Below are 18,688 nucleotides of genomic sequence, written 5' to 3'. Positions count from 1 at the left end.
AGCGAAACCGCGCCCGACAAGTCTCATTCCCTCGCGCTTATTCCCCCGCGCCTATTCCCGGTGGTAGGGGCTGCCCGCCAGAATGGACGCCGCACGGTAAAGCTGTTCGGCCAACATCACCCGCACCAGCATATGCGGCCAGACCATCGCGCCAAAGGACAGCGCGAAATCGGCACTGTCCCGCAAGGACGGCGCCAGACCATCGGCCCCACCAATGCAAAAGGCCACATCCTGCCGCCCGGCATCGCGCCATTTCGCCAGTTGATCGGCAAATTCAGGGCTGGTCAGGCTGCGCCCGCGTTCATCCATCACCACGGTCAGCGCACCCGATGGCACCGCGCGGGCCAGCAGCGCCGCTTCGGCCTCCATCCCGCCACCTTTGCGGTCCTCGACCTCGGACAAAGCAAAAGGGCCAAGCCCCAAGGCCCGGCCCGTCCGGTTGAACCGGGTGACATAATCGTCGATCAGATCACGCTCGGGGCCGCCACGCAGCCGCCCCACAGCGCACAGATGCACCCGCATCAGTCGTCCTCGCGCACGCCTATGCCCATATGGCCGCCGGGCAGCCACATCTTTTCAAGGTCATAAAACTCGCGCACTTCGGGGCGGAAAACATGGACGATCACATCGCCCGTATCAATCAGCACCCAATCGCCGGTTTCCTTGCCTTCCATCTTGCAGATCAGGCCAAAATCCTGCTTCAGACGGTCCGCCAGCTTTTCGGAAATCGACGCCACCTGACGCGAGGACCGCCCCGAGGCGATCACCATGTAATCGGCCATATCGGACCGGCCGCGCAGGTCGATCTGCACGACCTCTTCGGCCTTGTCATCGTCCAGCGATGCCATGACAGCCGCCAGAAGCGTCTCTGAGGTCAGATCAGCGGAAGGGTTTGTCGGGGCCGTCATGCGCGCGGCCCGTGGTCCGACCGGAAGCCCGGTCGCAGGATCAGAATGAGACAGGACATTGTCCTCCAGAATATCACGCGCCAGACCATCCAAATGCATCGCACACCCCCGACGCCGGGTGTTGCGGACAGGGTAGCACCCTGCGGCGCAAACCTCAATCACAGCGGGCGCGGCTTCGCAACCCTTGACGACAGGTTTTACTTGGCACCGGGACAGGCCGGTATCTGCGCCATAACCTCCGGCCCCAAGACGGAGGTCAGCCGGGCACGGCGCAACAAGGGCCGGAACGCGCCAGCCGGATCGTTGCGGATGTAGAACGAGGCAACGGCATCCGGCGCGGGCCCTGCGCCCAGTTTGCAGGCATCCAGCCCAATCCCAAAGCTGCCTTCGCGCTTGCCTTTCAGGTCCGGCCCTTCCCATGCGCGCACGCGGTCTTGCAAAGCCCGCATCTTCACGACATCGGCTGGCCTGATGCCATAAAACCGTGCGCTGGCCCCGTCCTCGCCGCCAAAATCGGCGGCATTGGCGGGTGTTTCGGCCAATTGTAAATGCCGTGCAGCGCCTCGCCCGTATCAAAGCGTTTCACTGTCACCTCCAGCCGCGCGCCATCCTTTTGGGCGCGCAACCCTTCGGGCAGCACAAGCGCCACGGTCAGGGTCGCCGGATCGGCATCAATCGGGGACTGGCCCGCCAGCCATGCAACCGTGCTGGGCACAAGTGACGCGTAGGCAGACAGGGTCAAACCCATAAGCAAGGGGGCAAGAAGGCGCATAGCGAATCTCAAATTGACAGGTATTTTTTATTGTATTACATTAAATTATCATCTTGAAAAGAGGTTTTCATGTCAAGCCAAGCGCGCATCGCCAAAGTTTCCAACCGGCTTTATTGGCTGGTATCCGCCGTGCTATTGGCAGCGCCGGTTGGCGTGATCTGGGCGTTTGGCTATGCCTTTGCGCACCCGGATTTTCTGTTGACCACCTTCCCAAACCTGCCGCCCGAAACCCAAATCACCCCGCTGAAATCCGGTCTGGTGATCGCTTTGGGAGCGTTCACCTTCTTGCCCTTGCTCATGGCCTTTGTGCATATGCGCGGGCTGTTCGGGCGCTATCGCAGGGCCGAGATTCTGACCAATCCTTGCGCCCAACACATCACCCGTATCGGCCAATGGCTGATGGGGGCGGCGGGCATGGCGCTTGCGCTGCCGACGCTGCAAGGCTTGGCCCTGACCTTTGACAACCCGCCCGGCGCGCGGGTCTTGTCAATTTCGGCCTCCAGCAACACCGTGGCGGTTTTCCTGATCGCGGGGCTGCTGACGGTGATCGGCTGGGCGCTGCGCGATGCCGCCCGCATTGCCGATGAAAACGCAGGTTTTGTGTAATGGCGGTCGAGATCATTGTGCGGCTGGATGTGATGCTGGCCCTGCGTAAAATGCGGTCGCGGGAATTGGCCGAGGCGGTGGGGATCACCGAACAAAACATCAGCCTGCTGAAATCCGGCAAGGTCAAAGGCATCCGATTCGAAACACTGGCCCGGATTTGCGAGGTGCTGGATTGCCAACCCGGTGACATTCTGGAGGCGGTCAAGACCGGCTGACATGCGCGCCGTGCAACCCGGCTTGCCGTTTTTGGCGCTGGTCAAAGCCGCGCGACCAGCCCAGATAGCGCAAGGGGGGAAAGACATCACAAGACGGAGCGTATCCATGTCCTTTTTCGCCCAGCTTTTTCCACGCGGTATGACCCGGTCCGAAGCGGAACGCGCATATCTGAACGGCTCCGTCAGCCGCTATGATCTGGAATGCCGCGAGCGCGATATCGCCCGCGGAAAATTTGCCGGCTATTACGAACCCATGCCCTCGGCAGCCCCAAAGGCCGCGCGCCGCGACTCTGCCGGATCGTTGAGCAGCTTGACCTCGCGTTGGGGGAAGGGGATGGAAATGTTGTTTTCCTTGAAAATGTCCCACAGCGCCAAGTAAACATTGCCCTTGATATTGGTCAGACCATCGGTCGGGTCCTTGATCCAGAAGCGCAGGATATAGTCGACCGAGCTGTCGCCAAACCCAACGATATGGCACACCGAGGGGCGGTCTTTCAGGACGCGGTTCACGCGGCCCGCCGCCTCGATCGCCAGCTTGCGCACCAGATGCGGATCGTCGCTGTAGGCGGTGCCGAAAAACAGATCCAGCCGCACAAATTCGTCGGAATGGGACCAGTTCACCACTTGGCCCGTAATCAGGTCTTCGTTCGGGATCAGGTATTCCTTGCCATCCCGCGTGACGACCGAGACATAGCGCGCGCCAAGGCTTTCGATCCAGCCGAAGGTATCGCCAAGGCTGATCACATCGCCGGGCTTGATGGATTTATCCAGCAGGATGATGATGCCCGACACAAGGTTCGACACCACCTTTTGCAGGCCAAACCCAAGGCCCACACCAATCGCCCCCGACAAGACGGCAAGCCCCGTCAGATCGAATCCCACCGCTTTCAGCCCGATGAAAATCGCGCCGCCGAACAGGAACAACTGTATCCCCTTGATCGCCAGCACCTGCATCGAGGGGCTGATATCGGGGTTCTTCCTGATCCGGTTGGTGGCCCCCCGCGTCAGCAGCCGCGCCCCCGTCACCAAAATCCCGGTGACGATCAGCGCCTTGATCACCGTCAGCGCCGACAGCCGGAAATCGCCAAAGGTCACGGCAAGGCTGTCAAGGAAAGACAAGACACCTGTGTCGAACCCCAGAATCAGGGCAACGACCCAGATGCTCGCCCCCCAGGTCACAATCCGCCCGATAAAGCGGTTGCCAATCAGCCGCCCGGCAACACTCACGATCAGCAAGGCAATCCCGATGCTGGCCGCCACCTCAAACAACTGACTGCGCGAGGGCCATGTGACCCTCTGCATGACCCAGAACACCATCCAGTTCAGCAGCGTAAACAACAGCAAGGTCAGATTGCGGTCAAAGATGACGATGATCCGCAACTGCCATTTCTTCATGCCCTCTTGCGCCCGCGCCCACGCCATCAATCGGCGCGAGACAAAGCCCCGCATCACCCACGCCAGCACCAAAATCGTGATGATGCCGCCAAGCTGATACAACCGCCACGGCACGATCAACGACATGATGAAGGCTTCGGCCTGTGACAAAAGCCCCTGCGTGGCGTCCAATATCTCGGGGTTGATCTGGTTGATGGGGTCCATAGGGGGCCTTTGCCTTCTGCAATCGGGTCCCTGAGCATAGAGCCCGCGCCCCATGATGCAAATCACATTGCCCAATAGGCCTGAAACGCGTATGACAACGCGCATGATACGCTTTTTTGACATGGATGATCGCGCGCGCTTGCCCTGGCGGTTTTTCGGCCAGTGCCGAACCGTGCTTGCGCGCCTTTGATCCGGCGCGGATGCCTGCCGCCAGTTGCGCGGCCCTACCCCATAATCCTAGCTATATGAGAGATCAGAGCCATGAAAGCTCGCACGCTTTATGATAAAATCTGGGACGACCACGTCGTCCATCAAGCCGAAGACGGCACCTGCCTGCTGTATATTGATCGCCATCTGGTGCATGAAGTCACCAGCCCGCAGGCCTTTGAAGGGCTGCGCATGACGGGCCGCAAGGTGCGCGCGCCGGAAAAAACCATCGCCGTGCCGGACCATAACGTCCCCACCACGCTGGACCGCGCCAAAGGCATCGACAACGAAGAAAGCCGTATTCAGGTCGATGCGCTGGACAAGAACGCCAAGGATTTCGGCGTTCACTATTATCCGGTGTCCGATGTGCGCCAAGGCATCGTGCATATCGTCGGCCCCGAACAGGGCTGGACCCTGCCGGGCATGACCGTGGTTTGCGGCGACAGCCACACCGCCACCCATGGTGCCTTTGGTGCGCTGGCCCATGGCATCGGCACCTCGGAGGTGGAGCATGTTCTGGCAACCCAGACCCTGATCCAGAAGAAATCCAAGAACATGAAGGTGGAAATCACTGGCAAGCTGCGCCCCGGCGTCACCGCCAAGGATATCACCCTCTCCGTAATCGGGGCCACCGGCACCGCAGGCGGCACCGGTTACGTCATCGAATATTGCGGCGAGGCGATCCGCGATCTGTCGATGGAAGGCCGGATGACCGTGTGCAACATGGCCATCGAAGGCGGCGCCCGCGCGGGCCTGATCGCCCCGGATGAAAAGACTTACGACTATTGCAAAGGCCGCCCGCACGCCCCCAAAGGCGCCGCATGGGAAGCCGCCGTCGCCTATTGGAAAACCCTGTTCTCGGACGAAGGCGCGCATTTTGACAAGGTCATCACCTTGAAGGGCGAAGATATCGCGCCGGTCGTCACTTGGGGCACCTCGCCCGAGGATGTTCTGCCGATCACCGCCTCTGTACCTGCCCCCGAAAGCTTCAGCGGTGGCAAGGTCGAAGCAGCCAAGCGCGCGCTGGACTATATGGGCCTGACCGCGGGGCAAAAGCTGACCGATATTCAGATTGATACCGTGTTCATCGGCTCTTGCACCAATGGCCGGATCGAGGATCTGCGCGCCGCTGCCGCGATCCTGAAAGGCAAGAAGATCAAGGACGGGATGCGGGCAATGGTTGTCCCCGGTTCGGGCCTTGTGCGCGCGCAGGCCGAAGAAGAAGGTCTGGCCGATATCTTCAAGGAAGCGGGCTTTGAATGGCGGCTTGCGGGCTGTTCCATGTGCCTTGCCATGAACCCCGACCAATTGGCGGAAGGTGAGCGTTGCGCCTCGACCTCGAACCGGAACTTTGAAGGGCGGCAAGGCTACAAAGGGCGCACGCATCTTGTGTCGCCGGCCATGGCTGCCGCAGCAGCGATCACCGGTCATCTGACCGACGTGCGGGAGATGATGTAATGGAAAAGTTTACCACCGTCACCGGCATCGCCGCACCCATGCCCTTGGTCAATATCGACACCGATATGATCATCCCCAAGGTGTTTTTGAAAACCATCAAACGGTCGGGCCTTGGCGTGAACCTGTTTGACGAAATGCGCTATGACCGGCAGGGCAATGAAATCCCGGATTTCGTGCTGAACAAGCCCGCTTACCGCGATGCGCAGATCATCGTTGCGGGCGACAATTTCGGCTGCGGCTCCTCGCGCGAACATGCGCCTTGGGCGCTGGCCGATTTCGGGATTAAGTCGGTCATCTCCACCTCTTTTGCCGATATCTTTTACAACAACTGCTTCAAGAACGGCATCCTGCCGATCATCTTGCCGCAAGAGGCTGTGGATGTGTTGATGAAAGACGCCGAAAAAGGCGCCAATGCCCGGATGGAGATCAACCTTGAGGCACAGACCGTCACCGCATCGGACGGGCAGGTCTTTGCCTTCGAGGTGGACGCTTTCAAAAAGCACTGTCTGATGAATGGCTTGGACGATATCGGCCTGACGATGGAAAAGGCCGCCAGCATCGACAGCTATGAGGCCAAAGCAGGCACCCTGCGCCCTTGGGTCTGATTTCAGCCCAACACACAACATCTAGGGTCGCCCGCGTGGCGGCCCTTTTTTTAACCATAATTTGATGCAATCTAGCGACACATTTTCCGCTAAACGGCCATAAACTTTTGATTTCTTCACAGCAATGGTTGCTTGGGAAACCGAAAGAAGGCACAATTTGGGCAAGATTAAGGCAATCCGCCACAATTGGCGGGAAATTCTGGGGATAAAGGTTCGGCATCGTATCGAACCTGCCTCACATGAGGGTAGAGCAGCAGTGCTTTCACAATTCACGGGCGCGCTTATGCGGGCCTTTATGGTTATGGTGTTGATCGCGACGCCTTCGGTGCTTTTGCCGGGGGTAACGGCGGACGGCAAGCAAATGGTCGCCTTGGTGGCGCTGTTTGTCGGCGTGCTGACCTTTGTGGAATATAATGCAACCTATCCCGGCCTGATCGAATTCCGCGATGCCCCGCCCTATAACCGCACGCGCTTTCTGATGCTGCTGTCGATCGTGTTCTTCCTGTCCATCATGGCCCGCAGCGAGGTGATGCCCTCCACCCTTGCGCGGTTGTTTGAGGCGGTGGGCATTCTGATCGGCAAATCGCTGGATTTCCCCTATTCCCCCGTGCGCCTTGTCACCTTGACGCTGGCAGAGAACAGCACGCCCGCGCAGGTGATAGCGGTGCGGTCTGCGGCAGGGGTGGCCTATCTGTTTTCGCTGATCGCCCTGTCGATCTTTGCCCTCATCCTGCGCTTGCGCGACTGGCCGTCGACGAATGGCGCGTTCAATGTCTGGATCAACCTGCCCACCTTTGACCCGACAGCGGGCGGCGATGTGGTGACCCGGCTGGAACGCGACGCGCGTTTCAACCTTGCGATGGGCTTCTTGCTGCCCTTCCTTATTCCGGCGGTGGTCAAGCTGGGCGGTATGGGTCTGGGCGCGATTGATCTGAATTACGCCCCCACGCTGGTTTGGGTGATTGCAACCTGGGCCTTCTTGCCCGCCTCCTTGTTCATGCGCGGCATCGCCATGATCCGCATCGCCGGCATGATCCGCAACAAAAGAGAGCGCAGCACCGAACAAGGCGTGCCGGGCTATATCACCGCGTGAAGGTCTGGCTGACCATTGCCCTGCTGATGGCGATGGCGCAGCCCGGTTTCGCGCAAGACCCTGCAAGCCTGCGTATTGCCACCTATAACGCCGCGCTGGGGCGCAAAGGCCCCGGCCTGCTGCTGCGCGATATTCTGTCGGGCAAAGACGCACAGATCGCCGCCGTCGTCGAAACGCTGCGGGTGCTGGATGCCGATGTGCTGGTGCTGACGGATGTCGATTTCGACCATGATCTTGTCGCGCTGACGGCACTGGCGCAGGCGCTGGAACAGGCGGGCGCGCCCTATCCGCACCGCTTTGCCACCCGCCCCAATACCGGCATGGCCACCGGGCTGGATATGGATGGCGATGGCCGCAAGGGCGGGCCGGGGGATGCGCAGGGCTTTGGCTTTTTCGCAGGCTCGGCGGGTATGGCCCTGCTGTCCCGCCTGCCGATTGATGCGGCAAACGCCCGTGATTTCAGCGGTTTTCTGTGGCGCGACCTGCCCGAAAACCGCATCGGTGACAGCCTGACCGAACCCGCGCTGGCGATTCAACGCCTGTCTACCACCGCGCATTGGGATGTGCCTGTTCTTTTGCCCGATGGCGCGCCGCTGCACCTGTTGGTCTGGCACGCAACGCCCCCCGTCTTTGACGGGCCAAAGGATCGCAACGGCCGCCGCAACCATGATGAGGCCGCCTTCTGGCTGCGGATGCTGGACGGCACGCTGCCTTTCCCTGCCCCGCCTGCGCCCTTTGTGCTGCTGGGTGATGCCAATCTGGACCCCGTCGATGGCAATGGCCGCGCGCAGGCGATCACCGCCCTGCTGACCCACCCGGCGCTGCAAGACCCCGCCCCAAAGGGCCAGAACCCGCGCCAGGATGTGGGCCAAAGCGGTGATCCGGCGCTGGATACCGCGCTATATGATGACCCCGGCGGTTTGCGGGTGGAGTATATCCTGCCTTCTGCCGATCTGACGGTGCTGGCCGCAGGGGTGCTGTGGCCCGATGATGCGGACCCGATGGCCGCCACGCTGGCCCGCGCTTCGCGGCATCGCCCGGTCTGGGTGGATATCGCCTTGCCCCACCCGCCGCAATAACCCTGCGCAGCTTGACCTTACGCGCCTGAAACGCTAGGCCAACGCCAACCCATTTTCCTTAAAATGCAGGAGCGTTCCTTGGCCAATCCTTCCCTTCTCATCCTCGCCGGTGACGGCATCGGCCCCGAAGTCATGACCGAGGTCAAAAAGATCATCGCATGGTTCGGCGATAAGCGCGGCGTGCAGTTCGATGTGTCCGAAGATCTGGTCGGCGGTTGCGCCTATGATCAGCACGGCACCCCGCTGCATGACAAAACGATGGCCCGCGCGATGGAAGTGGATGCGGTGCTGCTGGGCGCGGTGGGCGGACCGAAGTATGACAACCTCGATTTCAGCGTAAAACCGGAACGCGGCCTGCTGCGTCTGCGCAAGGAAATGGACCTGTTTTCCAACCTGCGCCCCGCGCAATGTTTTGACGCGCTGGCCGATTTCTCAAGCCTGAAAAAGGATATCATCGCCGGTCTGGATATCATGATCGTGCGCGAACTGACCTCGGGTGTCTATTTCGGTGAACCGCGCGGGATTTTCCCGGATAACGAAGGTGGCCGCGTGGGCGTGAATACCCAGCGCTACACCACCGAGGAAATCCGCCGCGTCGCCCGCTCGGCCTTTGAACTGGCCAAGCGGCGCAATAACAAGGTCTGCTCGATGGAGAAGGCCAATGTGATGGAATCCGGCATCCTGTGGCGCGAAGAGGTGCAATGGGTGCATGACAATGAATACCCCGAGGTAGAGCTGTCGCATATGTATGCTGATAACGGCGCGATGCAGTTGGTGCGCTGGCCCAAGCAGTTTGACGTGATCGTCACCGATAACCTGTTCGGCGACCTGCTGTCGGATTGCGCCGCGATGCTGACGGGCAGCCTTGGGATGCTGCCTTCGGCTAGCCTTGGCGCGCCGCAGGCCAATGGCCGCCCGAAGGCCCTGTATGAACCCGTCCACGGCTCTGCCCCCGATATCGCGGGCACCGGCAAGGCGAACCCGATTGCCTGCATCCTCAGCTTTGCGATGGCGCTGCGCTATTCCTTCGATCTGGGGGATGAGGCGACGCGGGTTGAAAAAGCGGTCGAAAAAGTGCTGGCCGATGGCGCCCGCACCGCCGATCTGATGGGCAAGGATGGCGGCACCCCGATCAGCACGGCCCAGATGGGCGATGCGATCGTGGCGGCGCTGGACGCCTCACTTTAAGACCGGATTGAGACAGCACCAAAGGGGGGCCAAACGGCCCCCTTTTTCGTATTTGCCACAACCCGACCGGCCCGCATTTATTTACAAAAGCCCCGCAAGCCCCCCTTGCGGCGGACCACCGCTCACCACCATTTAATCCCCAAGGCGGAACAACCGCCCGAGGGAGAGTTTCATTGGATTACATCTATGTTGTCGCCGGGCTTATCGGCCTGTTTCTTGGCGGCGAAGGGCTGGTGCGGGGCAGCGTCGGGCTGGCGCGGCGCATGGCCATTTCGCCTTTGCTGATCGGGCTGACGGTGGTGGGTTTTGGCACCTCGACCCCCGAACTTCTGGTATCGGTTGAAGCGGCATGGCGCGGCGTGCCCGATATCGCCATTGGCAATATCATCGGGTCGAATATCGCGAATATTCTGTTGATCGTGGGGCTGACCTGCCTTGTCTGGCCCATCCGCGTTTCAGGCTCCACCCTGAAGCGGGATACGGCGGTGATGCTGGCCGCCGCTGCTGTGCTGATCCCGCTGTTCGCCATGGGGCAGATCGGGCGGTTGGCGGGCGTGTTGCTGGTGCTGGGCCTCGCGGGCTATCTGACATGGGCCTATCTGCAACCGGGCAGCGCCGCCGAGGAAGATCTGGACGCCGCCCCAAGCTCTGCGCTGGTATCGGCGCTTTGGGTTGCGGGGGGCTTTGTCGCGCTGATCTTTGGCGCGCGGTTTCTGGTTGAAGGTTCCGTTTCCATCGCGCGCGGTTTTGGCGTGTCAGAGGCGTTTATCGGGCTGACCATCGTGGCGGTGGGCACATCGCTGCCGGAACTCGCCACCTCGGTCATCGCGGCGTTTCGCAAGCAATCGGAAATCGCGATTGGCAATATCGTCGGCTCCAACATCTTCAACGTGCTGGGCATCCTTGGCCTGACCGCGTTGATAAGCCCTGTGCCCGTGGCCGACAGGTTCCTGACCTTTGATCTGCCGATCATGATCGCGGCTTCGGTGGCGCTGACGGGGTTGCTGCTGACCCGCAAGATCATCGGGCGCGGTATCGGCGTGGCTGCTTTGGCGCTTTATGCGGCCTATATCCTGACGGCGCAGGGCTAAAGCGCCGCAAGGCGCGTCACGCCACCCGCGCCTTGCGACCGCACCAGACAACCACGGCCACGGCTGCGGCAAAACCCAGCATGACCGGGGTGATCTGTTCCCCCAGCAACAGCGCGGCAATACCAAGCGTGACAAAGGTTTGCAGCAATTGCACCTGCCCCACGCGAGCAATGCCACCCATCGCCAGACCGGCATTCCAGAAGAAGAACCCGGCGAACATGGACCCGAAGGCCAGATAGGCCAAGGCCCAAAGCGCCGGGCCTTGTGGCGCATGCACCCCGCCTGCCCATGCCCACCATGTGCCCAGACCCGTCAGCGGCAGGCACAGCACCAGCGCCCATGCGATCACCTCCCACCCCGGCAATTCCCGCGCCAACTTGCCCGACACCACATAGCCCAGCGCCGATACCATCGCCGCGCAGCCCAGCCACAGATGGCCGATGCCCGGCACAAAGCCGCCCCCCCGCAGCGTGAAGCCCAGCACCAGCGCCGCCCCTGCCACACCCCAAGCCCAAAAGGCAGGGCCGGGCCGTTCTCCGCCGATGAGGGCCGCGAAAATGGCGGTCAGCAGCGGCAAAACCCCCAGCACGATCCCGCCATGCGCGGCGGGCACGGTTTGCATCGCCACATTCACCAGACCGGGAAAGCCAAAGACCAGCGTCACCCCGATCATCGCAAAGGCGGCAAGGTGGCGTTTGGGCAGGCGTTTACGGGCAACGACCAAGGCAATGGCCGAGGCAAGCCCCGCCAGAAACGCCCGTGCAAAGGTGATGAAGGCCGGGTCAAACCCCGTCAGCGCCACGCGGGTCACAGGCAGCGTGGCCCCGAAAATGACCACCCCGACAAAGCCCAGCACAAGCCCCGCCAAAGGGTGATGTTTCTTGGTTGGGGTGGGTGCTGTGGTCATAGCCTTGGCATAGCCGCTTCGCCCTGCGCTGCCAATCGGGTTTTGCGCCCCCGTGCCTTTGGGGGGCAAAGCGGGCGATATGGCGGAATTTACCCGCTCTGCCCTTGCGCTACAGCGCTAACAGGCGCAATACCAAAGCGAACCCAAGTGCTTCCGAGACTGTCGATGCCAATTGTGAAATCAAACCTGCGCGGGGCGCTGATGGCGCTGATCGCTTTTGCCATCTATGCGACGCATGATGTCTTTGTGAAGTTTCTGGGCGGGCATTATTCGCCCGTGCAGATCATTTTTTTCTCGGTCACGTTCAGCTTTCCGCTGGTGGCGATGATGCTGATCGGGGACCGCAATGATGGCAATCTGCGGCCGCGCCATCCGTGGTGGACAGCTTTGCGCACAGTCTCGGCGCTGATTACAGGCGTTGCGGCCTTCTACGCGTTTTCGGTGCTGCCGCTGGCCCAAACCTATGCGATCCTGTTTGCCACGCCGCTGCTGATCACCTTGCTGGCGATTCCCATTCTGGGTGAAAAGGTGGGCATCCGCCGCGGGCTTGCAATTGTGGTAGGCTTGGCCGGGGTGATGATCGTGCTGCGGCCAACCGGGGCAGAGCTGGGCCTGGGCCATGCGGCGGCCTTGCTGGCGGCGGTTTGTTCCTCGCTCGCCTCGGTCATCGTGCGCAAGATCGGGCAAGAGGAACGCTCGGTCGTGCTGCTGCTGTTCCCGATGATTGCCAATTTCCTGGTGTTGGGCGCGGCGCTGCCCTTGGTTTACAAACCCATGCCAATTGAACATCTGGGCATGATCGGCGTCATCGCCGCCTTTGGCTTCGTCGCCAGCCTGTTCATCATCAGCGCTTATAAGAACGCCGAAGCGGTGATCGTGGCCCCGATGCAATACAGCCAGATGATCTGGGCGATCATCTTTGGCCTGCTGATCTTTGACGAAACGCCGGACCAGATCACCCTGATCGGCGCGGCTGTCATCATGGCCAGCGGGCTTTATATTGTGCTGCGCGAAAGCCGGGCGAAAGTATCCAAGCACAGCCCGGTTCTGGAATCGCGCACCCGGCATGAAACCGGCACCCTGCCGCGCATCAGCCTGCTGCTGTCACGCGACAGGGGAAACAAGTAAGCGCGGCTTTTTTGCTCAAACGCGCCTTCTGCCCTATTGCAAAAGCGCCGCGATGGGTTTAACCCCCGCCTCACGGTCGGAGCGTAGCGCAGCCTGGTAGCGCACCTGCTTCGGGAGCAGGGGGTCGGAGGTTCGAATCCTCTCGCTCCGACCAATTTCCCGCCTTCATCACAGATACGAAATCCGGGCCTTCTGGCCGCCTTTCGGGGTGTGGCGTCTGGTTTCGGCGCGGCGGGTGGCGGCGTTTTGAAATCACCGCAACAATGCCCCACCCTTGCCCAGATCCTGACACGAATCCCCGGCATACAGGCTTCAGTAGCGATTGAGATTGGCTCGGTGGTTCGGACTTATTGCCCCCACCCAGACCGGATTGCCGGGTCAGTCCGCTACACCTAAAAGAACGCCGTCAGCACCGGGTAAGGGGCTGGCGGCGTTTCTTACTTTGGGGCGCGGGGCAGGAACCAGCGACCTGCGATCATCGCGGCTTGGTCGCGCCCCAGCATGATCCGCACATGGTTTGAAATCGCCCGGTTTGCGGCCAGATCAAGCTGCGACAAGAAGGCCTCCGCCTCGGCGCAGGGGCCGCTGACAATGCGCTGCAAATAGGTTTCCACCTCGGCCCGTGACAGGCGGCCCAATTGATGCGGATGGTGCAGCGCGGCCCAAAGGAAATGGCAGCGCTGTTCATCCGCGCAGAGCACCCGCGCCTGTTCCGCGCTGACCGCAAAGGCTAGCGACCAAGAGACGATGCCGCTTTCCACTGGCATCTGAAATTCAAACCCTGTCGCCGTTTGCACCAGTTTGGGGGCCCATGCCCCCAAATCAAGCAAGACCGTTTCGGCTGCTGTCATGCAAAGCCGGGGGCAGCCCGCAGCGTGCCGGTTTCGATGTTGCGGCGGTTTCGATCCACGGTGTTAAGATATTTGCGGGTGGCCGGGTGTTCCGGGTCCAGCACACCTAGCTTGACCAGCAAGGCACAGATCGCCAGTTCCGCCCCGCGCGTGCCGCCATCGGTCACTTTCAGCGCGATACCCTTTTGCAATTCGGGGATGATGGCGACAAACACCGCCTCTGCCCCCGTCTTGATCGCCACCTTGCCCCCCATGGCGCGCATCAATTCGGTGCAGGCGCGCCCCTCGCCCGCCACCATTTCCGGAAAGGCCATCATACCGCGCGACAGCTTATACGCCGCATCTTGCCGGGCATCGCCACCCTCTTTGGCGGTCGCGAAAAATGCCATCGCGCGGGCCAGACCGTGAACCGAGGTGGAATAATTCGGGGCCGAGCAGCCATCAATCCCGTAACCACGGCTGGTTTCGCCCGTCACTTCCTCAAAGCTGTTGCGAATGGCGATCTGAATCGGGTGGTCGGCCTCCACATATTCGGAATGGCCGCCCATGTGTTTGTTGAGCATCAGAAAGCCCGCATGTTTGCCCGAACAATTGTTGTGATACTGGCAGGGGCTTTCATCGGTCTTGATCAACCGGTTGCGCTCTGGCCGGTCAGCGGGTTCCTGAATACCGCAGCGCAGATCCGCCTCACCCAGCCCCAGATCGGCCAGCCACGCGGCGACCGCCTCGGTGTGAATGGCCGCCCCGTTATGGCTGGCGCAAACAAGGCCCAGTTGCTTCTGCGTCAAATTCCGCCCTGCCCCGCTTTCCATCAAAGGCAGCGCCTGCACCATCTTGCAACTGGACCGGGGAAAGATGATTGCGTTCGGATCGCCCCATGCCGCCTCGACAGAGCCATCGGCCCCGCAAATCACGGCATGACCCAGATGCGTGCTTTCCAACTGCCCACCGCGCCAAAGCTCTGCAAATGCGACTGGTTGCGCCATTTTCTTCATCCCTCTCCCGTTTTCCGCATCAAACATGCGCGATTTTCTGCGCATGGGGCTTTTACGGACTGCCCTTTTTGCGTTATGCATGGAATATCGAGTTGAAACCACCCGCGCTACAGGAAAAGCTAGCACAACTAGTGACGTGGCAAGGGCCAGAGGCATCAAACAGCTGGAGGCTGTGAACGACATGACATCACGCATCATCGGGGCGTTTTTCGGCGCTTTGCTTGGGATGGGGGCCTCCGCCGCCTTCGCACAATCAGAAACGGAATGTGTTTCCGCCAAAACGGACTGGAGCGTTTGTGTCTGGCAACAGCCCAAGGAATGCTGGGGTGTGTCCAAGCCCAAGGAAACCGTGAACAGCCGCGACGGCAAGGTTGTCTCGGCACGGCGCGGCGACATTCTGATGTTCGTCACCTTCCGCCCCGGTGGCGGTGCCAAGGGTGAGGTTTCCTTTACCGGTGGCTACCCTTTCGCCTCCGGCTCGACCGTCAATGTCAATATCGACGGCAAAGAGTTTGAGCTGTTTACCGATGGCGAATGGGCTTGGCCGGCAAACACCTCGGATGACGCTGGGCTGCTGGCAGCCATGAAGGCCGGTTCCTCCGCCATCGTGACCGCGCGTTCAGGCCGTGGCACGCAGACAAAAGACACGTTCTCGCTGCAAGGCTTCACCGCCGCGATGACCGAGGCTGAACAGCGCTGCAAATAAGCCGCTACCTTTCGTTTCAGAACGCCTCGGTGCCGCGCGCGCCGGGGCGTTTTCTTTTGCCCGCGAATCCGGTATAGACCCGGCTTGCACAACAGGATGCCTCTCATGACCACTGCCCCGATCACCCAAGATGTTCACACCATTCCGCGCAAACTGCCGGAAGGGGGCAAGATCAACATCATCGGCCTGACGCGGGACCAGTTGCGCGCGGCGCTGATTGCGGCGGGTTGCCCGGAAAAGCAGGCCAAGATGCGGGTCGGGCAAATCTGGCAATGGGTGTATTTCTTTGGCCTGCGCGATTTTGCCGAAATGACCAACCTGTCCAAGGATTTCCGCGCCCTGCTGGCCGAAAAGTTTGAACTGGTGCTGCCCGAAGTGGTGACGCGCCAGATATCCGAGGATGGCACGCGCAAGTATCTGGTGCGCATCCAAGGCGGGCATGAGGTAGAGGTGGTCTATATCCCCGAAACCGATCGCGGGACGCTGTGCATTTCCAGTCAGGTCGGTTGCACGCTCACCTGTTCCTTCTGCCATACGGGCACGCAGAAACTGGTGCGCAACCTGACCCCGGCGGAAATCGTGGGCCAGGTGATGCTGGCGCGGGATGATCTGGATGAATGGCCCGTCAAAGGCGCGTCCAACGCCGACCCGGCCGCGCGGCTGGTCAGCAATATCGTGCTGATGGGGATGGGCGAGCCGCTGTATAATTTTGAAAACGTGCGGGATGCGATGCATATCGTGATGGATGGCGAAGGCATTGCCCTTGGCCGCCGCCGCATCACCCTGTCCACCAGCGGCGTGGTGCCGGAAATTGCGCGCACCGCGCGGGAAATCGGTTGTCTGCTGGCGGTGTCCTTCCACGCCACCACCGATGAGGTGCGCGATGTGTTGGTGCCGATCAACAAGAAATGGAACATCGCCACCCTGCTGGATGCCCTGCGCGACTATCCGGGCCTCAGCAATTCTGAACGGATCACCTTTGAATATGTGATGCTGGACGGGGTGAATGACAGCAAGGAAGATGCCTACCGCCTGATCGAGTTGTTGCGCGGCATTCCGGCCAAGGTGAACCTGATCCCCTTTAACGAATGGCCGGGCGCGCCCTACAAACGCTCCTCCGGCAACCGGATTCACGCCTTTGCCGATATCATCAACGCGGCGGGCTATGCCTCGCCCATCCGCAAACCGCGCGGCGAAGATATCATGGCCGCCTGCGGGCAGTTGAAATCGGCGACCGAGCGCGCGCGCAAATCGCGCAAGGAGATAGAGGCCGAGGCGGGCTTGGGCGGGTAAGGCGGCCCGCGTTAACCTAGCCTTTACCATGGTGGCGCAAAGTGAAGGGTATGGAACCCTTTGACCTCAAACTCCCGGTTGAAACCATCGCTGCCCTGACCCGGATCGCGGTGCAGGAGGATGTGTCCGTGGGCCAGTTGATCCGCGAAGCTATCACCCGCGACCTGCGGCGGCGCGAACAAGCGAAGACGCCCATCAGGGCGGATGAGCAGCTCGTCACTCCCTTACGGGCGCTCCTCGCGGATGATTTTGCCTATGCCGCGCATTGGGGTGATCTGCAAAGGCGGCTTACCGCCAAAGGCTATCGTCTGGCGGAATCCGGTGGTGGGTTGATCTTGCAAAAGGCGGCAAATGGCGAACGTCTGTGCAAGGCGTCGGAGCTTGGTTATAGCTATTACGCGCTCATGCGCAAATTCAATGCTCCCTTTCCGAACCATAGCCATAGCTGGATAGCGGGCCGCGTTCTGGATCGGGCCGCTGCCACGACACGGGGGCCCGAACAGCCCCCCGACACAACAGCGTCTGAAGCGAATCCCTATCTACCGCGATTTCCTTGAAACTGGCCGGAAAGGTCATGGCACAGCCTTGCCCGACAACCGCGATGCAGACCTTAATTTTCGGTTAAAAATTTTAATGTATTCTATTATTATCAATAGCATATCAAAAGAATCGCGTGCGATTCCGCTGGCACTTTCGCGGCAGGTCTGCGCCTGCTAATCTGCCCTCCATGACCCCGCAAACCCTTTCCAACAGCCTCGCCCGCCGCCTGTTCCTGCATCGCCATGCTTTGGGCGACGCCCCCACAGGGCCGGGCAAAGGCGAAGACTTGGCAGGGCTGATTGACCGGATCGGATTTGTGCAGGTCGACAGTATCCGCACCGTGGCCCGCGCGCATGATATGATCCTGTTTTCGCGGCGGCAGGCTTACAGGCCCAAGGCGCTCAAAGACCTGCTGGAACGTGACCGGGCGCTGTTCGAACATTGGACCCATGACGCCTCGATCATCCCGGTGCATCAGTTTCCGCAGTGGCAGCACCGCTTTGACCGCGATGCCGCGCGGTTGCGGAACGGGTGGAAACGCTGGTTCCGCGATGGCTATGAAGCGCAGTTTGACACCATCCTGCGCCGGATCGAGGCGGAGGGACCTGTCACCTGTTCTGATGTCGGGGAGGGCGAGGCGCGGGGCAAGGGCGGCTGGTGGGACTGGCACCCATCCAAAACCGCGCTGGAATGGCTGTGGCGGACGGGTGTGCTGTCCATCACCCGGCGCGAGAATTTTCAGAAAGTCTATGACCTGACTGAGCGCGTGATCCCCGCCGCTCATCTGGACGCGCCGGTGGAGAAGGCCGCGCATCTGGATTGGGCCTGCCGCGCGGCACTGGACCGCCTTGGCTTTGCCACCGCCGGGGAGCTGGCTGCCTATTGGGCCGCCGTGCCCAATGCAGAGGCGCGTGATTGGTGCGCGGCGGCGCTTCGGCGGGGAGAGATCATCGAGATCGCGGTCGAGGCCGCCGATGGCAGCCAGCGCCGCAGCTTTGCCCGCCCGGATGTGGTGACGGAAGCGGCGAACCTGCCGCCTGCCCCTGCCCGCCTGCGGGTCTTGTCCCCCTTTGATCCCGCGCTGCGCGACCGGGCGCGGGCCGAGCGGTTGTTCGGGTTTTTCTACCGGATCGAGGTTTTCGTGCCCGAGGCCAAGCGCCAGTATGGCTATTACGTTTTTCCGGTGCTGGAAGGCGAGCGCTTGATCGGGCGGGTCGATGCCAAGGCGTTCCGCGACGAAAGCTGTTTGCGCGTGACCGCCTTCTGGCCGGAAGCGGGCGTGCGAATGGGCCCGGGCCGCGTGGCACGGCTGGAGGCCGCCTTGGGCAAGCTGGCGCGGTTTGCGGAGTGTGACCGGGTGGCCTTTGCCGACGACTGGCTGCGGGACGGGTGACCGGGCGCGGGGGCTGTCTGCCCCCGAAGTCGCTTTGCTGCGCAAAGCGACACC

The 18,688-nt window shown here is 61.3% G+C and carries 21 protein-coding genes and 1 tRNA gene; 14 read left to right on the top strand and 8 right to left on the bottom strand.

Annotated elements, in window-relative coordinates; genetic code table 11:
- Positions 1 to 51 precede the first annotated feature (51 nt).
- The 4 genes from rlmH to EGN72_RS10210 all read right to left on the bottom strand — a co-directional run bounded on the left by rlmH (position 52) and on the right by EGN72_RS10210 (position 1,680).
- Entirely contained in the window at positions 52 to 522 is a 471-nt protein-coding gene (rlmH, locus tag EGN72_RS10225) for a 23S rRNA (pseudouridine(1915)-N(3))-methyltransferase RlmH (protein WP_127047189.1), read from the bottom strand.
- The gene (gene rsfS, locus EGN72_RS10220; RefSeq protein WP_199743731.1) at positions 522 to 1,007 is read right to left on the bottom strand and encodes a ribosome silencing factor; all 486 of its coding nucleotides are present in this window, start codon (positions 1,005 to 1,007) and stop codon (positions 522 to 524) included. Before rsfS ends, rlmH begins: the two co-directional genes overlap by 1 nt.
- A gap of 98 nt (positions 1,008 to 1,105) precedes the next feature.
- On the bottom strand, positions 1,106 to 1,450 hold the full coding sequence (locus tag EGN72_RS10215; RefSeq protein WP_127047187.1) for a hypothetical protein: 345 nt from the start codon (positions 1,448 to 1,450) through the stop codon (positions 1,106 to 1,108).
- On the bottom strand, positions 1,360 to 1,680 hold the full coding sequence (locus EGN72_RS10210; RefSeq protein WP_127047185.1) for a hypothetical protein: 321 nt from the start codon (positions 1,678 to 1,680) through the stop codon (positions 1,360 to 1,362). The genes EGN72_RS10215 and EGN72_RS10210 overlap by 91 nt, the downstream gene beginning before the upstream one ends.
- A gap of 69 nt (positions 1,681 to 1,749) precedes the next feature.
- On the opposite strand from EGN72_RS10210, the gene EGN72_RS10205 reads away from it, so the two are divergent.
- Entirely contained in the window at positions 1,750 to 2,286 is a 537-nt protein-coding gene (locus EGN72_RS10205; protein ID WP_127047183.1) for a DUF2975 domain-containing protein, read from the top strand.
- The gene (locus EGN72_RS10200) at positions 2,286 to 2,501 is read left to right on the top strand and encodes a helix-turn-helix transcriptional regulator (protein ID WP_127047181.1); all 216 of its coding nucleotides are present in this window, start codon (positions 2,286 to 2,288) and stop codon (positions 2,499 to 2,501) included. The genes EGN72_RS10205 and EGN72_RS10200 overlap by 1 nt, the downstream gene beginning before the upstream one ends.
- 243 nt (positions 2,502 to 2,744) lie before the next feature.
- On the opposite strand, the gene EGN72_RS10195 is transcribed toward EGN72_RS10200, so the two are convergent.
- Positions 2,745 to 4,100 (bottom strand): mechanosensitive ion channel family protein, encoded by a 1,356-nt coding sequence (locus tag EGN72_RS10195; protein WP_127047179.1) that lies wholly within the window; start codon positions 4,098 to 4,100, stop codon positions 2,745 to 2,747.
- Between the two features lie 261 nt (positions 4,101 to 4,361).
- Between EGN72_RS10195 and leuC the strand changes: the two genes are divergently transcribed.
- The 6 genes from leuC (at position 4,362) to EGN72_RS10165 (ending at position 10,821) form a co-directional block, all read left to right on the top strand.
- Positions 4,362 to 5,765, top strand: coding sequence for a 3-isopropylmalate dehydratase large subunit (leuC, locus tag EGN72_RS10190; RefSeq protein ID WP_127047177.1), 1,404 nt, complete (start codon positions 4,362 to 4,364; stop codon positions 5,763 to 5,765).
- Positions 5,765 to 6,370 (top strand): 3-isopropylmalate dehydratase small subunit, encoded by a 606-nt coding sequence (gene leuD / locus EGN72_RS10185; RefSeq protein WP_127047175.1) that lies wholly within the window; start codon positions 5,765 to 5,767, stop codon positions 6,368 to 6,370. Before leuC ends, leuD begins: the two co-directional genes overlap by 1 nt.
- A gap of 283 nt (positions 6,371 to 6,653) precedes the next feature.
- Positions 6,654 to 7,463, top strand: coding sequence for a hypothetical protein (locus EGN72_RS10180; protein WP_127047174.1), 810 nt, complete (start codon positions 6,654 to 6,656; stop codon positions 7,461 to 7,463).
- Positions 7,460 to 8,542 carry an endonuclease/exonuclease/phosphatase family protein gene (locus EGN72_RS10175; RefSeq protein WP_233587103.1) on the top strand — a complete coding sequence of 361 codons (1,083 nt, stop codon included), beginning with the start codon at positions 7,460 to 7,462 and terminating at the stop codon, positions 8,540 to 8,542. Before EGN72_RS10180 ends, EGN72_RS10175 begins: the two co-directional genes overlap by 4 nt.
- Before the next feature lie 78 nt (positions 8,543 to 8,620).
- The gene (gene leuB, locus EGN72_RS10170) at positions 8,621 to 9,730 is read left to right on the top strand and encodes a 3-isopropylmalate dehydrogenase (protein ID WP_127047172.1); all 1,110 of its coding nucleotides are present in this window, start codon (positions 8,621 to 8,623) and stop codon (positions 9,728 to 9,730) included.
- Positions 9,731 to 9,903: 173 nt separating this feature from the next.
- The gene (locus EGN72_RS10165) at positions 9,904 to 10,821 is read left to right on the top strand and encodes a calcium/sodium antiporter (protein WP_127047170.1); all 918 of its coding nucleotides are present in this window, start codon (positions 9,904 to 9,906) and stop codon (positions 10,819 to 10,821) included.
- A 16-nt stretch (positions 10,822 to 10,837) separates the two neighbouring features.
- Here EGN72_RS10165 and EGN72_RS10160 read toward each other — a convergent pair whose 3' ends face one another.
- Positions 10,838 to 11,728: a DMT family transporter gene (locus EGN72_RS10160; RefSeq protein WP_127047168.1), complete on the bottom strand. Its 891-nt coding sequence runs from the start codon at positions 11,726 to 11,728 to the stop codon at positions 10,838 to 10,840.
- A 171-nt stretch (positions 11,729 to 11,899) separates the two neighbouring features.
- Between EGN72_RS10160 and EGN72_RS10155 the strand changes: the two genes are divergently transcribed.
- Together EGN72_RS10155 and EGN72_RS10150 are read left to right on the top strand one after the other, a co-directional pair.
- Positions 11,900 to 12,856, top strand: coding sequence for a DMT family transporter (locus EGN72_RS10155; protein ID WP_199743735.1), 957 nt, complete (start codon positions 11,900 to 11,902; stop codon positions 12,854 to 12,856).
- A 77-nt stretch (positions 12,857 to 12,933) separates the two neighbouring features.
- Positions 12,934 to 13,010: transfer RNA gene (locus EGN72_RS10150), tRNA-Pro, on the top strand.
- A gap of 283 nt (positions 13,011 to 13,293) precedes the next feature.
- On the opposite strand, the gene EGN72_RS10145 is transcribed toward EGN72_RS10150, so the two are convergent.
- Positions 13,294 to 13,707, bottom strand: coding sequence for a hypothetical protein (locus EGN72_RS10145; protein WP_127047164.1), 414 nt, complete (start codon positions 13,705 to 13,707; stop codon positions 13,294 to 13,296).
- Positions 13,704 to 14,693 carry an asparaginase gene (locus EGN72_RS10140; RefSeq protein WP_127047162.1) on the bottom strand — a complete coding sequence of 330 codons (990 nt, stop codon included), beginning with the start codon at positions 14,691 to 14,693 and terminating at the stop codon, positions 13,704 to 13,706. The genes EGN72_RS10145 and EGN72_RS10140 overlap by 4 nt, the downstream gene beginning before the upstream one ends.
- 190 nt (positions 14,694 to 14,883) lie before the next feature.
- Between EGN72_RS10140 and EGN72_RS10135 the strand changes: the two genes are divergently transcribed.
- From EGN72_RS10135 to EGN72_RS10120, 4 genes are all read left to right on the top strand, one after another.
- A complete protein-coding gene (locus EGN72_RS10135; protein ID WP_127047160.1) occupies positions 14,884 to 15,408 on the top strand; it encodes an invasion associated locus B family protein in 525 nt (174 codons plus the stop codon).
- Between the two features lie 96 nt (positions 15,409 to 15,504).
- Complete coding sequence (rlmN, locus tag EGN72_RS10130; RefSeq protein WP_127047158.1) at positions 15,505 to 16,701, top strand: 23S rRNA (adenine(2503)-C(2))-methyltransferase RlmN; 1,197 nt, start codon at positions 15,505 to 15,507, stop codon at positions 16,699 to 16,701.
- Between the two features lie 50 nt (positions 16,702 to 16,751).
- The gene (locus EGN72_RS10125) at positions 16,752 to 17,258 is read left to right on the top strand and encodes a ribbon-helix-helix protein, CopG family (RefSeq protein ID WP_127047156.1); all 507 of its coding nucleotides are present in this window, start codon (positions 16,752 to 16,754) and stop codon (positions 17,256 to 17,258) included.
- 170 nt (positions 17,259 to 17,428) lie between these two features.
- Positions 17,429 to 18,634, top strand: coding sequence for a winged helix-turn-helix domain-containing protein (locus tag EGN72_RS10120; RefSeq protein ID WP_127047154.1), 1,206 nt, complete (start codon positions 17,429 to 17,431; stop codon positions 18,632 to 18,634).
- The last annotated feature ends 54 nt before the right edge of the window (positions 18,635 to 18,688 follow it).

The organism is Pseudorhodobacter sp. E13 (assembly GCF_003991405.1).
Lineage (GTDB): Bacteria > Pseudomonadota > Alphaproteobacteria > Rhodobacterales > Rhodobacteraceae > Pseudorhodobacter.
This window is presented reverse-complemented; position numbering and strand designations above follow the sequence as displayed.